The 14784-nt window shown below is 68.7% G+C and carries 14 protein-coding genes and 5 pseudogenes; 6 read left to right on the top strand and 13 right to left on the bottom strand.

Annotated features, from left to right (window positions below; translation table 11 throughout):
• Window positions 1-118: 118 nt before the first annotated feature.
• The 6 genes and pseudogenes from OHU74_RS35465 to OHU74_RS35440 form a co-directional block, all read right to left on the bottom strand.
• On the bottom strand, window positions 119-2614 hold the full coding sequence (locus OHU74_RS35465; protein WP_371614071.1) for a bifunctional serine/threonine protein kinase/MFS transporter: 2496 nt from the start codon (window positions 2612-2614) through the stop codon (window positions 119-121).
• 10 nt (window positions 2615-2624) lie between these two features.
• The gene (locus OHU74_RS35460) at window positions 2625-3332 is read right to left on the bottom strand and encodes a DUF6585 family protein (RefSeq protein ID WP_371614072.1); all 708 of its coding nucleotides are present in this window, start codon (window positions 3330-3332) and stop codon (window positions 2625-2627) included.
• Window positions 3314-3751, bottom strand: a pseudogene (locus tag OHU74_RS35455) (chitin binding peritrophin-A domain-containing protein); the annotation flags it as partial. The gene OHU74_RS35460 and the pseudogene OHU74_RS35455, both read right to left, overlap by 19 nt.
• A gap of 239 nt (window positions 3752-3990) precedes the next feature.
• Window positions 3991-4223, bottom strand: a pseudogene (locus OHU74_RS35450) (IS5/IS1182 family transposase); the annotation flags it as partial.
• A gap of 118 nt (window positions 4224-4341) precedes the next feature.
• Window positions 4342-5004, bottom strand: a complete 663-nt coding sequence (locus OHU74_RS35445; RefSeq protein ID WP_371614073.1) for a pyridoxamine 5'-phosphate oxidase family protein — start codon at window positions 5002-5004, stop codon at window positions 4342-4344.
• Between the two features lie 162 nt (window positions 5005-5166).
• Window positions 5167-5586: a hypothetical protein gene (locus OHU74_RS35440; protein ID WP_371614074.1), complete on the bottom strand. Its 420-nt coding sequence runs from the start codon at window positions 5584-5586 to the stop codon at window positions 5167-5169.
• A gap of 505 nt (window positions 5587-6091) precedes the next feature.
• Here OHU74_RS35440 and OHU74_RS35435 point away from each other — a divergent pair.
• Window positions 6092-7663, top strand: a complete 1572-nt coding sequence (locus OHU74_RS35435) for an alpha/beta hydrolase (protein WP_371614075.1) — start codon at window positions 6092-6094, stop codon at window positions 7661-7663.
• A gap of 11 nt (window positions 7664-7674) precedes the next feature.
• On the opposite strand, the gene OHU74_RS35430 is transcribed toward OHU74_RS35435, so the two are convergent.
• Together OHU74_RS35430 and OHU74_RS35425 are read right to left on the bottom strand one after the other, a co-directional pair.
• Window positions 7675-7791 (bottom strand): two-component response regulator, encoded by a 117-nt coding sequence (locus OHU74_RS35430; RefSeq protein ID WP_371614076.1) that lies wholly within the window; start codon window positions 7789-7791, stop codon window positions 7675-7677.
• A gap of 319 nt (window positions 7792-8110) precedes the next feature.
• On the bottom strand, window positions 8111-8698 hold the full coding sequence (locus tag OHU74_RS35425; protein WP_371614077.1) for a pentapeptide repeat-containing protein: 588 nt from the start codon (window positions 8696-8698) through the stop codon (window positions 8111-8113).
• Window positions 8699-9320: 622 nt separating this feature from the next.
• Here OHU74_RS35425 and OHU74_RS35420 point away from each other — a divergent pair.
• Both OHU74_RS35420 and OHU74_RS35415 read left to right on the top strand, forming a co-directional pair.
• Window positions 9321-9554, top strand: a pseudogene (locus tag OHU74_RS35420) (transposase family protein); the annotation flags it as partial.
• Between the two features lies 1 nt (window position 9555).
• Window positions 9556-9789, top strand: a pseudogene (locus OHU74_RS35415) (IS701 family transposase); the annotation flags it as partial.
• 93 nt (window positions 9790-9882) lie between these two features.
• On the opposite strand, the gene OHU74_RS35410 reads toward OHU74_RS35415, so the two are convergent.
• Window positions 9883-10833: a hypothetical protein gene (locus tag OHU74_RS35410; RefSeq protein ID WP_371614078.1), complete on the bottom strand. Its 951-nt coding sequence runs from the start codon at window positions 10831-10833 to the stop codon at window positions 9883-9885.
• A gap of 424 nt (window positions 10834-11257) precedes the next feature.
• Here OHU74_RS35410 and OHU74_RS35405 point away from each other — a divergent pair, with 424 nt between their 5' ends.
• Window positions 11258-12526, top strand: coding sequence for a hypothetical protein (locus tag OHU74_RS35405; RefSeq protein ID WP_371614079.1), 1269 nt, complete (start codon window positions 11258-11260; stop codon window positions 12524-12526).
• 116 nt (window positions 12527-12642) lie between these two features.
• Here OHU74_RS35405 and OHU74_RS35400 read toward each other — a convergent pair whose 3' ends face one another.
• Window positions 12643-12792, bottom strand: coding sequence for a hypothetical protein (locus OHU74_RS35400; protein WP_371614080.1), 150 nt, complete (start codon window positions 12790-12792; stop codon window positions 12643-12645).
• A gap of 57 nt (window positions 12793-12849) precedes the next feature.
• A complete protein-coding gene (locus OHU74_RS35395; RefSeq protein WP_371614081.1) occupies window positions 12850-13095 on the bottom strand; it encodes a hypothetical protein in 246 nt (81 codons plus the stop codon).
• A 16-nt stretch (window positions 13096-13111) separates the two neighbouring features.
• Here OHU74_RS35395 and OHU74_RS35390 point away from each other — a divergent pair, with 16 nt between their 5' ends.
• A complete protein-coding gene (locus tag OHU74_RS35390; protein WP_371614082.1) occupies window positions 13112-13258 on the top strand; it encodes a hypothetical protein in 147 nt (48 codons plus the stop codon).
• Window positions 13259-13343: 85 nt separating this feature from the next.
• Window positions 13344-13694 carry a VOC family protein gene (locus tag OHU74_RS35385; protein WP_371614083.1) on the top strand — a complete coding sequence of 117 codons (351 nt, stop codon included), beginning with the start codon at window positions 13344-13346 and terminating at the stop codon, window positions 13692-13694.
• 489 nt (window positions 13695-14183) lie between these two features.
• Here OHU74_RS35385 and OHU74_RS35380 read toward each other — a convergent pair whose 3' ends face one another.
• Both OHU74_RS35380 and OHU74_RS35375 read right to left on the bottom strand, forming a co-directional pair.
• A complete protein-coding gene (locus OHU74_RS35380; protein WP_371614084.1) occupies window positions 14184-14324 on the bottom strand; it encodes a hypothetical protein in 141 nt (46 codons plus the stop codon).
• A 103-nt stretch (window positions 14325-14427) separates the two neighbouring features.
• Window positions 14428-14523, bottom strand: a pseudogene (locus OHU74_RS35375) (IS630 family transposase); the annotation flags it as partial.
• Between the last annotated feature and the right edge of the window lie 261 nt (window positions 14524-14784).

Here is a 14784-nt window from a genome sequence, read left to right as displayed (position 1 = left end):
GCGACCCAGAAGGTTTGTATCGCGTCACTGCTCACGGCAGTGGCCCATGGGATCGGCTTCTACCGCCGTGACCGCCGAACCGGCCCCCCGACTGTTACGCGCAAAGGGCAGGAGGGGGTCAGGGCGCCTCCCTGGGCCTCGTGGCACCGCCGCTCAGCCCGCGTCGTGGGCCTTTGATCAATAGCCCTCCGACCAATGCAGCGATCAGCAGGGCTCCGGCCGACATGTACAGAACTCCGAGGCCGGCGCCTTCCAGCGTATGCAGGCCAGCCGACCCACCGACCAGGGCGGCAGCGGCTGAATCGCCCAGCTCCTGGCCCGTGATGGCGAGGGCCGCCCGACCGCCGGAGTCCTGCGGGGCGATGCCTTCGGTGACGGTCGAGTAGAGCACCGTGCCGGCCATCCCCAGCCCGAAGCCAAGGCAGATCATGCCGGGGAGGGCCCCGTAGAGGGAGGCCATGCCCAGACTGATGAGCAGTACACCTACCGCGGCGAGTAGCAGACCCGGCACCAGCAAAACGCGGGGCGCGATACGGGGCAACCAGGCGGAGACCAGCAGGGAGCCGATGACGAAGGAGCCGGCCATCACCAAGAACGCCACGAGGCCGAGCCAGGGCCCGACGGACCACAGGAATTCGCCGAGCATCGGGACCGCGAAGGCGAGGGCGAGTCCGTTCAGGAACAGGGTGATCAGTGCGCCGAGACGCTCTCGGGCCCCCGTGTCGTACGACGGCAGGATCGCGCCGCCCTCGGTCCTCGTCTGCCGCCAGAAGAAGGCCGCCATCAGGAGGACGCCACTGGTGAGGCAGAGGGGGATCAAAGGAGTCCCCCAGCCGAGTATCGTCGACCGGTCGATGGAGAAGATGACGGCCGCGACTGCGAGTGTGCCCAGGAGCGCGCCGGGTGCGTCGAATCCAGCCTGGGTGCGGTCCGGTAGGTCACGGACCAGGGTGGCTGTGCCGACGAGGGCGATGACGGCCAGGAGGACAGTGACGAACAGCAACACCCGCCACGGCAGGACCTGGGCGAGCGGCACCGCCAGGAAGAGGCTCAGCGCTGCACCCCCCAGACCTACCAGGGAGTAGACCCCGAAAGCCTTCGCACGCGCGCTCGGCTCGGTGAAGAGGGCGGCGACCAGTGCGAACGAGGCCGGGGTGATCAGGGCCGCGAAGACTCCCTGGGCGATGTACCCCCAGAGCATCATGTCGGGGTTGGCGGCCGAGGCTTGGACCGCGGTGGCCATGGCGAAGCCGGTCAGGCCGATGAGGAGCGTCGTCTTGCGCCCGATGAGGTCCGCAAGGTGTCCTCCGACGAAGAGCAGCGCACCGAAGGCCGCAAAATGGGCAGTGACCATCCACTCCCGGGACGAAGCGTCCGATCCGAGGTCTCTCAGGGCGTCATACAGCAGCACGGTGGTCGCCGACGTTGCGAGCACCACGGCCAGTTGCGCGATCGTTGCCATCGCCAGGCCCCACCCGCGCCGCAGGTGTGAGCCGTTACTGTCTCCAGCCGGGACGAAGGGTCGGCCGGGCGGGCCCGCGGGTGCCGGTGGCGCCTGCGGTCCGTATCCCGGCGCGGCACCGAAGTGCGCCGGGCCCGTGGGAGAGTACGCGGACGGGGCATGGAGGGGCGGCGTCAGGGGGTAGGCGGTCGGCTGGGGCCCAGCCACTCCAGGAAAGGCCTGCAACCGCGGGTCCGGCTGCGGACCCCGGATCTCGGGGGTGAAGTCCAGCAACTGTGCTGCCTTGCGGCCAAGTTGCGCCAGCACCGGCCCCGGCAGCCACTCCTCGGCCCGGTGCGTCACCGTGCGCTCGACCACCTGGGCGGGTGTGGGCCGCAACGCCGGATCCTTGGCCAGGCACTCGCTTACGAGATCGACGAGCGAGTCCGGTACGCCGGTCAGGTCCGCCTCCTCCTCGGCGATCCGGAAGAGGTGGGCATTGAGACCGGTGTCCGTGGCGCCGAAGAGGAGGCGGCCGGTGGCGGCGTAGACGAGGACCGCACCGAGGCAGAACATGTCGTTGGCGGCGGTGAGTTCATGCCCCCTGACCTGCTCCGGGGACATGAAGCCGGGCGAGCCGATCAGCATGCCGGTGCGGGTGAGAAGGCTGTCCCCGCCGATACTGTCGAGTGCCCGCGCGATACCGAAGTCGATGACACGGGGCCCGTCCACGGTGACGAGGACATTGGACGGCTTGAGGTCGCGGTGGATCAGCCCCGCCTCGTGCACGGCCTGCAGGGCGAGGGCGAGGCGGTTGGCGAGGATGTGGACCGAGTGCTCGGGCAGCGGCCCGAAGTCCTTGCCGACCACGGTGGTCAAGTCGGGGCCCGGGATGTACTGGGTGGCGACCCAGGGCACGGCCGCCTCGGTATCAGCATCCAGGACGGCGGCAGTCCAGTTGCCGCCCACCCGCCGGGCAGCGGCAACCTCGCGGGTGAACCGCCTGCGGAATTCGGGATGCTGGGCATGCTCCGCCTGCACGACCTTCACCGCGACCGTGCGGCCGAGATCGGACCGCCCCAGATAGACGAGGCCCATGCCGCCCTCCCCCAGGCGGGCGATCAGACGGTAGGGGCCGATGTGTGTGGGGTCCTGCCCCGTCAGCTGTTCCACGGCGGCCAGGTCAGCCCTTCACGTAGGGGCTCAGGTGGTGGCACAGCTTCACGAAGAGGTCGAGGTTGGGGATGACGAACGAACTCGCGGACTCCGGGGCCGTCGACCGCTTCTGGTGGCCGTTGAACATGAAGGAGCCGAGAGTGAAGCCGATCTCATTGATCTCGGTCCAGGCGATCGAGTACTTCTTGTCGGAGACGCCGTGCCGGTCGAGCGTGTAGGGACCGAACTTCACCTGCTCGCCCTGCTGGATGCGCGCGATCGTCCCGGGCAGCTGCGCGGTGGTGACTTGCGCCTGGATGTGGTCACCCCAGAGGTGCGGGTAGAGGAACCCGGCGCCGCCCGTCCACGAGGTGATGCCGAGCGCCATCTTGTCCCCCTTGAACAGAGGGGGCTTGCCGTACCCGATGTTGAGGGCGTTGCCCTCCGGATCGACCAGGACCGAACAGGCTTCCACAGCAGCGCCGTTGACGGTGCGGCGGTACTGAAGGACCCGCACGGTTCCGTAGTCGTACGCGGCCAAGAAGCCTTCCGGCGACGTCACGGCCAGGCCGCCCGAGAAGAAGTAGAGCCTCCAGTCTCGCGACTTCTTCCACCGGCGGCCCTGCCCCGGCGCGAACGTCTTGATCCAGTCGCCCAGTCCGCGTTGGGCAGCGAGGGCGGCTGCCGGCGCGGACGGCCGCTCGGCGTAGAGGTGTTCTATCTCGTCAGTGGCCACGCGGCGATCCCCCTGGATGAATCTACGGAAACCCAAAGGTAACTCAACTGCCTTAGAACGAGAGGCGATTCAGTGTTGCAGAGGCACCACGTGTACAGCCCCTCGCCCCCTACGACGAAGCCCTCAACCAGCGGGAGTTGATCGCATACTCCCTTCGCACCGATGCCTTCGCTCTTGAACGTGATCGGCACTCCGATCAGCCCGGTCTTCAGGGTCGCTTTGAGGCCGACGACCTTCAGCGGCAGCTTCTGGAGTTGGGCCGGGGCGGCGGTCAGCGTGGTCGCGCCGGTGGGGGCCTGGGAGTAGACCTGATCGGGCCAGTCACAGACCGGGGCGGGCCGGGCCTTCTCGTTGAACACGAGCCCGTAGGGGCATGTGTGGCGGGTGGGCCTGTAGGCGTTGTCGCAGATCCAGAACGTCGACGGGTCGCTGAGGTGCTGGAAGCCCGGATCGCCCGGTCGATCTCCGCGCCAGTACGCGTCACGACGACGGGCCGCTCGCCCCTGAGGGAGGCGGGCAGAATCTCACGGTCCTCGTTCCGCAGGATCATGGTCGGCCCGCCCGGGACGACGAGCACGGCATCCAACCGTCGGAGCAGGACAGCCAGGAGGTCCATGATCCCGTCCCCTCCGAAGCGGTTGAAGGTGATGTTGGTCGGGCTGCTGAAGTACACACCCGCCTCCTCCCGGTCGATCGGCAGCAGGGTGCCGTCCAGGATCACGAAGGCCTTCGCCCGTACGGTCTTCATCGCCTCGGTCTAGGCAGGGCCTGACGGCCGGCAGGCAGCCGTCGCCACCGGGTCCCGATCTCTCGCTGCCGGGCACGGAGCCGCGTGGTCAGGTAATACAGGGTGCCGCTGGACAGGTCGATCGACGAGGGGTGGACAAGCACGCGAAGCTCCTGGCGGACACGGGTGATCTTGGTTGAGGATCCGTCTACCAGGAGCTCCGTCGTTCCGTACAGCTGACAACCTCCAACACCTCACCGCCGCAGCCAGGTTGGAAAAGGCTCAGTTCTGGCGGAAGCGGTGGATGGACGGGTCGTAGTGGGGGGCGGGGAAGCGGTCGCCGGTGATCGTGTCGGGGACGGGGGTGCCGGGGGTGGTGGTCAGCGGAATCCAGCCCGCCCAGGATTCGACCTGGTCGTCCTTGGGTTCGTCACGGGCGAAACCCTCGCGGACCTTCATCGAGAACTCCGTGATCGGCATGGTCAGGCAGGCGGTGTACCGGGCTTCCTCGACGTTGGGCCGGCGGGCGGCATACGGGCCGGACAACCGGCCGGGAATGACGCTCTCCACGACGTCGGCGAGGGCGTCCGCGCGTTCCTGCTCGTCCTCGATCGCCGTGGCGGTCCCGAAGATCATGGCGGAGCGGTAGGCGGCCGAGTGGTGGGAGGAGGCCCGGCCCAGGATCACGCCGTCGATCAGGGTCGCGGTCACGCACAGCGGCGCGCCGGACGCGGCGGTGGTGATGAAGCGGCCGAACGCGGAGCCGTGCAGGAGGAGTTGATCACCCACCCGCATGTGGAGGGTGGGGATGACCACCGGGCCGAGATCGGTGTTGAAGCCGACATGGACGGCGAGGGCCTCGTCGAGGATCGCGTAGACCGCGTCCCTGTCGTAGGTGACCCGCTCGGGATACCGATTCGCAGTAGTACGCTCTGTGGCCGACATCTACGTAAATGTACGGTCTTGGCCATAATGGCTCGGGTTGAGACGCCACTGAATACCTCCATTGGCCCCAACGCTGCCGACGACAAGGGCCTGGTTCAGCGGCCTGCCGAACGATCCGCGACCAGCGGAGGAACTCCGCCAACCTGCCTGGCGCGAGGTGGGTCAGCGCGGGCTGCGCACTCGGCGGAGCCGATGTTCTCGCAGCCGCGCGGCTCTTCGGCGCAGCTCCGCGGACAGGTCTCGGGCCATCTCCTGGGTCGCCGCTGGCGTGCCGTGGTGGCCCGTGGCAGCCAGGCTGGTGAGGCGGGTGATCGTGGCGTCCGCGTAGGCGATGGTTCCGACGAGCGAGTCCAGGCGGCCGGCCAGGCGGGCCGTGGTACTGCCCGGGCGGGGTGGGAAGAGGCGGCGGATGATCACGGTGTCGTAGGCGGCGTCCATGGCCTCGGTCACCTGGTGACGGCGCTCGGTCCAGGCGTCCCCGGCAGCTTCGAGCAGGTCGGCGACGCTGCGCACCGCCCCTGCGACGGCCCGCCGTTCCGCTCTCCCGGGACGGCGCAGCGCGTCGGTCAGGGAGAGCAGCATCAGCGGGCACACTGGGCAGAGGGCTGGCTCCATCTGCGCACAGGACGCGGGCCGCGCCCGGTGCCGGAGGAAGACCTCCAGGGCGTGGCCATCATGCTCGGGAAACATCCTGGCCGACTGGTCACAGAGCGCCGCCGGGGCTGTCGCGCAGGATCGGGAGGCAGGCCACCGTCCGCCCACCACCTCCGAGAGCACCCGCAGTCCGACCCAGGCGGTGACCTCCTTCCGCGACGAGAACGTGATCGGCCCGATCTCGAAGTACGCCCGCGCCTCCCGCGAACTGCGGGTACCGCTAGTTCCGGACGGCTAGGGCCGGTTCGGCCGACTGGACGTCGTGATCTGGCTGTCTCCTCCCTGAGGAGGAGGCCGGACCGGGCCGCAGGTCCCGGACCAGGGGTGGACGGGACCGGGGTCCTCGTGCCCTTGGGCGATGTGCCGTACCAGGGCGGGTTCCTAGCCTCGGGGCATGCGATCACACGAAGCGGACGATGCTCAAGGAGACCCCGTGACCACTGTCAGCCCCGCCGCTCGCCGCGCCTTGGCCGTGGGCCTCACTCTCGCCGCCTGCCTCACGTCCTCCCCCGTCCTGGCCACGGCCGCCGAGACCCCCGCCCAGGACAGCTCCGGGGCCGGACTGGACCGCTACTACCGCCAGCACCTCGGCTGGGGCAGCTGCATCGAGGGCCCCGACGACACCACGGGCCGCGATCTGGACCAGGCAGGCGTGCAGTGCGCGGACGTGACCGTGCCCCTGGACTACGCCGACCCCCGGGGGCGCACGATCACCGTGGCGATCTCCCGGCTCAAGGCCACCGACACCCGCCACCGCATCGGCGCGATCCTCCTCAACAACGGCGGTCCGGGCGGTCCCGCGCTCCAGTCCCCGCCGCAGGCCCGTGCGTCGATGAAGGAGGTCGGCGCGCGCTACGACATCGTCGGCTTCGACCCGCGCTTCATCGGGCGCAGCACCGCGCTGGACTGCGGCTTGCCCGTCGGCATGACCTGGCTGTCCGCCGGCACCGGCCGGGCGGGCTTCGACCGCCAGGTCGCCCTGCAGAAGAGCCTGGCCGACAAGTGCCGGGCCACCGACGCCGCCGTGCTCCCGCACATCACCACCCGCAACACGGCCCGCGACATGGACGTCATCCGCGGCACGCTCGGCGAGCGGAAGATCTCCTTCCTGGGCTACTCGTACGGCACCTACCTGGGCACGGTCTACACGCAGATGTTCCCCGGCCGCCACGACCGGATGGTGCTGGACGGTGCGATCAACCCGAGCGACTACCACCCCCGGCTGCTGAAGGGCACCGAGCGCGAGAACGAGAAGGCGCTGTCCGACTGGGCCGCCTGGGCCGCGGAGCACCACGACACCTACGGCCTCGGCCGCAGCCGCCCCGAGGTGCTCGCCGCCGTCGACCGCATCGTCGCGGCGGCCGCGCGCGGTCCGCTGACCATCGGCGCCGGCGCCGATGCCTTCCGGATCGACGACAGCCAGGTGCCCCTCCTCCTCTTCTCGGGCATCGCGGACGACACCGCCCCGGCGCGGGCGTCGTTCGGCGAGCTGGTTTCCGTACTGGCCAAAGCCGCGGAGGGCCGGCCGACGACGGTGCCGCCGATGCTCGTCCCGGAGCTCCGGTACGTGCTGCGCGGTGAGGGCGAGCCCACCGGCGCGCAGTCCGCCGTCATCTGCGGGGACGTGGCCGCCGCGCGCGATCCCGAGATCTACTGGCGGGACATCGAGCGCAACCGCATCGCGCACCCGCTGTTCGGCCCTCTGACCAACAACATCAACCCGTGCGCCTTCTGGGACTCGCCGCGCGAAGAGCCCACCCGGGTGCGGCGCGATGCCCCTGCACTGATCGTCGCCGCCACCGGTGACCCGCGTACGACGTACAAGGGAAGCGTCGAGCTGCACAAGCAGCTGCCGAGCTCCAGGCTGGTCACCCTCGAAGGCGCCAACCGGCACGCTCTCTTCGGGCGCTACGGCAACGCGTGCGTGGACGACCAGGTCAACCGGTACCTGGCCACCGGCAAGCTGCCGGCGAGGGACCGGACCTGCGTCAAGCAGGCGGGGTAGCGGCCCGCGGTTCACGTTCCGAGTGCGCGGGCCAGCAGCATTCTGCGGTTCTTCGTCGCGGTCTTGGCGAACACCGACTTGAGGTGGTCCTGCCCGGTGTGCTCGGAGACGAACATCTGGCGGGCCACCGTGCGGCTGTCCCGCCCTTCACCAGATGGCTGTCACCGCGCCTGCGCGGCATGTGCGGCCCGTGCCCGGTGTTGGACGACTCTCTGCGTGGCGATGAAGCGGGGTGGGGGCGAGGACGGCGGCGACGGACTGGTCGACGCCGCTACGAGAAGGCCGTCGGCTCCTACGAATCTGTGGTCACCCTCGCATCGCTCCTGCTCTGGGCCAGATCAATTTGAAGACGGACCCGCACCACCAGTACGACGAAGGGCCCTCCCGGCTCACCACGGGGAGGCCCTTCCGGCGCCCGTCACTCACGGTGCCGCAGCCGCCTTACGGTCACCCGGCAGGGGTGGACGTGCACTGGGGGTGGTTGATGCAGTTGAGATTGGCGCCTTCGAGGTTGGCGCCGGTGAGGTCGGCTTCGGCGAGGTCGGCCTCGGCGAGATTGGCGCGCCTGAGATCAGCGCTGGCGAAGACCGTGTGACGGGCCTTGGCGCTGGAGAGGTTGGCGCCCTCAAGGTTGGCGCTCTGGGCGTTGGCGTTGTCGAGGTTGGCACTGAAGAGGAGGGCGCCCGTTGCCTTCACGCCGGTGAGCTTGGCTTCGGTGAGGTTCGCCTCGGTGAGGTTCGTGTCGGTGAGGGTGGCGTCGGTGAGGTCCGCGGCGGAGAGGTTGGCCCCAAGGAGGTTCGCCCCGGCGAGGTCAGCCTCGGTGAGGTCGGGCTTGACACTGGGGTTGTCTGTACGCCACTGGTTCCACTCCGCCACGCTCCTTTTGAGCAGAGCGACTTGGTCGGCATCGGCTCGCTGAGAGGCGACGGCCACGCTGAGGGTGGGGGTGGCGTAGGCCGGGGGGACGGTCAGCGCGTAACCGGAGAGGATGAGCGCGGCGATTACGTTACGGCGGATGGTGGTGTTCGTTCGCATCCTGAATTCCTTTCGATTGGGCGAGGTTCCCGTTGGATGACGTGAACAACTCCAAGCCTGCCCCCCCGTAATAGTCCCTCTCACCTTTGAGGGATGGGAGCCACTCTTTTGGTCGCGACCACGGTCCTGCGAATGTGTGATAAATGGCTCGCACCCCGCGGGCGGTAAAGGGTGGGCGGAGGAGCCGGCCCGCTGAGACTACTGCTGCGCATTTTAAAAGGGAATGCGCCACAGTGGAATTGCTTGACGAAATTCAATTTAAGGCCACCACCCTTATTTCCAAATAGCGAGAGGGCTAAGGGTTATCCCGTTACTACTCGTCGGGCGTGCTGCTGAACACGTGGGCGGGCTGCCGCAAAGGTGCCCCGCTTCACTCGGCTGCGGACTGGCCGGGTTGTCAGTGGCTCGGGATACGGTGCGGTGTGCTGGGCCGGACGGAGATCGTAAGGGACTCGCGGCTATGGGGGGTGGGTCGCACAGGCCCCGGCAGCCAGCTCGGGACTGGAGGTATCTCGCCGTGTCACCACCCCCCAACTCCGCGCTGGTTCAGGTCCTGTCGCGAGAAGCGGTGTCGGCCGGCCGGCCAACGAGCGCGCAAGACCGCCGATGACATGATCTTGACGTGGCTGGTGTGATCACGGCGCCAGAGCCGTCTTGGATAGGTCCGTTCACGGGGCTGAGCCCGCGCTGCTTCGGTAAGTTGGTGACCGCGGTTCGGCGGGAGCACGCGGCCGATATGCACCGAGGACGGCCGTGGAGCCTGTCCCTGGAGGACCGCATCCTGCTGGTCGCGGCGTACTGGCGGACGAACTTGACGATGCGCCAGATTCCACGACTGCTGGCTGCAGGTCGAGTGGCCCGAGCTGGTCCGTCTGGCCAAGGTCCGCTGGCGCATCGAGCACGACTACAGGGAACTCAAGCACGGCCTGGGCCCGGACCACTTGGAGGGACGGTCCTGGCCCGGCTGGCACCACCACGTCACCCTCGTGACCGCGGCCCAGGCCTTCCTCACCGAACAGCGACTGACCCCAAGAGTCCCAGGACCGGCCTCACCCTCTACCAGACCCCCGACGCTCTCCAAGACATCCTGAGGTGCTGGGTCGGCATCTGCACCACCTGCCACCGCCCTCTCCCCAACAGATCGCACACCACCTCAAGATCAAAAACGGCTTGAGGGAGTCCTCTTAGGTGAAGTCGACGCTGGACAGGCGAGCCCTGTAGAACTGGCCGTCGTATCCATAGCCCCTGAGATTGCGATGTTCAACTGAAGTGCCGACGCGGTCAAAGAACTGGATGAAGTAGTTCTGGTGGTCCCTCGGGCCCGGGCCCGGACCCGAAGCCTGCTGCCAGAAGGACTCCCCTGAGGCGATCCGGGCGAACGACTTCACGCCGACGCCCGACGGAGTCACCGTTGTGAACACCTTCGTGGACTTGTTGAACCGCAGGACGCTGCCACCGCCAGTGAGCAGGAGGAAGTTCGGATCAGTATGGTCGGCGTCGAGGCTGTGCCCGTTGAAGGGGTGGTCCTTGTCGGGCCACGTGTACCCCCAGACCTTGACGAGCCGGGTGTCGCGGTGACTGCCAGTGACCTGGTACTGAGTGAGCGTCCACGTGCCCAACGCCCAGAGGTAGTTGCCGTCGTACCAGAGGCCGTGCGCACCCTGGTAGGCAATCGTCTGGACCTTGGCGAGCGTGCTGGGGTCGTCCGAGTTGGTGGGCCCGTAGACGGTCAGATACCCCGGGTAGTGGTCGGGAGATTGCGGATCCGCGTCTGCATCGAGCGGCGCGGATGACGCGGTCACGACGGCGCCGATGTCGGGTATGCGCTCAATGGAGTGCGGGTTGCCCTTGGGCTCCGCCTGCCAGAGCAGCCCGTCGCCGTCACCCATGTTCACGATGCCGACCTTGCCACCGGAGGCGGTGACCAGAGCGACCCAGCCGAACGCTGTGGTGTTGCGGAACTTGACGTCGGAGAGCATGCCCCAGGCGCTCTGGGCGGGCGCCGACCAGCTCCACAACCGAGTGGCCGGGGTCCAGTCCACTCCCGGGGCGAAGGGGTGAATAAGTATCTGGTTCTTCAACTGTTCGCAGACGGCCACGTGGTAGACGCTGGCCGCTTGTGCGCTGGTCGGCATCGCCAACGATGCGAGCGGCGCGCCTGCGGCTGTCGCTACGACCGCGCTCAAGAGCGTTCTGCGGTCCATGAGTTCTCCCCTGATGGTCCTGCAACTTGGTCAGTCGAAGAACCTACACCCGCCCGCTGACGAGCTCGTGCATTGTTGACGGTGAGACGTCGCAGCCCCGGTGTCCTGGGTTTCAGCTTGTCCATTTCGAGCACCGCATGCGCCTCACCGAATTCGGGCAGCAGGTCCTGGCCGGCGCTCAACCGATCGCTGTTCTCCTCGACGAACTCGTCGCCGAGGTCAGCCGCCGGGTCGCCAACATCCCCTCTCCCTGCGCCTCGTGGCCCCTTTCGCACTTCGGCACCCGAGCAAGGGGCCACCGTCAAAGCGCATTACAATCATGATCTTCTGATGAAGCATGTGACGGGGGATTGTCGTGCAGTTGACGCAACGGGCGCTGGTTCTCGCAGCGGCAGCGCTCGCGCTGCCGCTGCTGGCGGGCTGCGCCGGCAGCGACACGACAGGGACGGCAGGGGCAGCCGGGACCGTGCCGCCGAGCAGCGGGGCACCGGCAGGCCAGAACGCGGCCGGCGGGAGCACCGGCGACTCGACGTTCCGTGGCAAGGATCTGGTGATCAGCGCCGGCTGCACCGTGCCCGCCTCCCGGCCCGCCACGGTGTGGGTCCAGGGCTTCGACCCGTCCACCTGGAAGAAGACGGCGTCGGTCGAATTCACCCTGCCGGCGCAGGTGGTGATCGACAAGCGGGACCACGAGGAGCTGAGCGCCCTCTACTCGCTGTGCGCGGAGAGCCTCCCACACGAGGAACCGGCCGGCGGAACCGCCACCTCGGACGCGGCGTTCGGCCCGCGGGTCCGGCAGCTGTTCGACCGCGACTTCACCAAGCTCGCGGTCGTCACCGCCGACGACCGGACCGGAGCGCGCCACGTCGGATACGTCGACCGCACGGGCAAGTTCACCGATCTCACCGGGGACGGCAAGGGCTTCGCCACCACCCCGAAGGAACAGGACGCCCTGTTCGCCCCCGATGGCGGGAGCGTCTGGTTCACGCACCTCGACGCCGCCCGGCAGCAGCACATCGCCAGCCGCTCGACCTCCGGCAGCCACGACATCACCGAGCAGTGGGCCGGCGAACCGCCCGGCACCCGCGACAACATCCTGCTGCTCGGCGGCTCTCCGCTCCGCGGCCTCCTCGGCCCGAGCCCGCGGTTCAGCCCCGACGGCACCCGTGTCTCCGACTTCGTCTCCGCACGCGGCCTCAGCGTCACCTCCGTCACCGCGAGCGGCCCGCTGGCGACCAAGGGCGCCCTCCCCCTCCCCGACTACGAATGCGAGCCGTCCGGCTGGGTCGACAACCACACCCTGCTCTGCGCGCACCGCGAGTCGGGCTCGACTCCCAAGCACCTCAACAACATCTGGACCATCGACGTCGCCCGGCTGCGCCCCGAAGCGTCGAGCCAGACCACGGACGGCGCCGGTCCCGACCTGCTGCCGATGACCGACCGTGCGAACCTCCCCGTCGCCGTCTCACCGGACGGCAAGCGCCTGCTCTTCCGCTCCGTCCAGGGCAAGGTCGAGCAGCCGTACGTCAGCGCCCTCACCCCGGGGGCCCAACCTCAGCTGATCAGCGCCCAGGACGCTGCCACCGCACTCGGCTACGGCAACGTCGTCCTCGAGTGGCGCTGAGAGGGCCTTTTGACCCGTTGATCCATCCCGGTCTGCGTTGGCTCGCGCTCCTCGCCAGGTTGGTGTGGATCCGTGGGTGAGTCGGCGGGTCATGAGGGCGATCACTGCGATGTAGATCATGGCGGTGGAGCGGTGGGCAGGGCCCCGTAGCCGCGGTCGGCCGAGCCCTTGCGGAGGCTGGGGTGATCGGCGGCGAGCCGGTTGAGGAGGCGTTCTCCGGCGACAGAGTCCTGGATGCCGACGGTGGTGACCAGCACGGTCAGCATCAGGCCGGTCGTGTCGATGCGCCGGGACAGCGCACGCGGCCGCTAGCCTGCACTGGCTCAAAAGACCTGCGGCCGTACACCGGAGCCGCCGCCGTACTGCTCGCCGGCGTACGGGCCTTCCGATGCGTCATGCACCGCCGCAAGCTCCGCGGCCTTGACGCCGCAGCGGAGCCCTACGTGCAGGACCGGGACCTCTCGGAAGGTCCCCGAACCCTTCTCGCCCGTGCGCAGCGGGCCCAGCGGGCGATCCTCGCCTCGCAGGTCCACCGGTTCGACCTGATCGGCCGCCAGCGCAACGGCCACCGTCCTCCGCGGCGACATGGCCCCGAGCCGGGCCGCCGAGATCCTGGGCAACGGCCTGCAGATCCGCGCGAGCGACACGGTCCCCTTCGCCCTGTGGTCCCCCGCCCCCGCCTCCTGGCACACCCGCCGCGAACCACTCCCGCCCTGGCTGCCGACCACGTAAGACCCGGTAAGACCCGCCGGAAACGGAGACTCTCGTCATGGCGGCGTACCCCGGCGTCGCCCGCTGCGGGTCTTACCCTGGCCGCATGATCACTGGTGGGCACGTCGTCATCTACAGCCGTGACGCGGAAGCGGACCGGGCCTTCTTCAGGGATGTGCTGGAGTATCCGCACGTCGACGCGGGAGGCGGCTGGCTGATCTTCAAGCTTCCGCCGACCGAGGTCGCCGTACATCCGACGGACGGCCCGGAGTCGCACGAGCTCTACCTGATGTGTGACGACATCGATGCGACGGTGACGACCCTGGCCGCCAAGGGAGTGGAGTTCTCACAGCCGGTGACCGATGCGCGCTGGGGCCGGCTGACCAGGTTCCGGCTGCCCGGTGGCGGTGAGGTGGGCATGTACGAGCCCCGCCACGAACGGGCTACCGACCTGTGAGCATCCCGGCGCCGGGGATCCCTGGCTGGTGACGGATCTCGCCGGTCGGTCAAGCGGACCACTGCGAATGCACAGGGCGGGTGGGCGTGGTGGGATCGGCCGGGTGAAGGATCCCTTCGGTTGTGACGAGCCGGCCCTCCTGGCGTGTTCCGGGACCACGGACCGTGCGGCAGCGCGGCGCTTTGTCGCCTCACGGGCCGCCGACGAGAGAGAGCTGGCGATGCTGTTGGACATGCTCGGGCTACTGCCTGACACCGACCGTCCCGCAGACACCTGACGGCCCCGCCGGAAGGCGCCGGCCACGGGAAGGCACCGGCCGCCGCCACGACGCGGGCGGACATGTTGATCTCCAGGTCAGGCACCGCGCGGCCAGGCTGCACCCCACCCACCCGAGACCGGCACACTTCCGCCGGTCCGCATGCTCATGCCCGATGACACCGTGAACGGGCGGCTGGTGCGCTGATGGCAGACCGACACCGGAGAGTGGATCTACGTCGTGGCCCTGTGGGCCTGGGCCAGCCGCAGCGCCAGCACCGGCGCCGATCCGGGGTTCTGGCACAGATCTTGGTGGGGCATCGCAGAGCGCGCTACCTCGATGTTCGACTGCCACTCCTCGGACGCCGTGGCCATCGCAGCTCCTGACGCCATGCGGGTGCTGGCGTACACAGCATCGGCCGTCGCGCGGGTGACGTTGACAACCACACCGCTCCGACCCGGTGTACGCGCTCGGATGGGGTCCGAAGTGCGCCTCGTTGGGGTTGGCCCAGGAGGCGCAGATCGGGGTGAAGCACAGCTCGACCTTGCTCCGGGCCGCCCACCTGCGGATTCTCCAGTTCGAGGGAGGCAGTCGTCCCGTGACAACGCCCCCAGTGGACAGGTCAGTCTGAGCGACTTGAAGCGGAGTGGAGGTCGGCGCCGAAGCATCCTCTCTGTCCTCCGGTCATATGGAGGTCCTTGCCCTGGAGGAAGATGTCACAGGCCAACGCCCGCCTCGCGAAACCCAACCCCGTACGGTCTCCAAGACCGCGACAGACGCGCCCCCGGTGCTGTCGGCGACGGGTGAAGGCGGACCGTTTGCGAATCCACCGAT

Origin of the sequence: Streptomyces sp. NBC_00454, assembly GCF_041434015.1 — a bacterium.
Lineage (GTDB): Bacteria > Actinomycetota > Actinomycetes > Streptomycetales > Streptomycetaceae > Streptomyces.
This window is presented reverse-complemented; position numbering and strand designations above follow the sequence as displayed.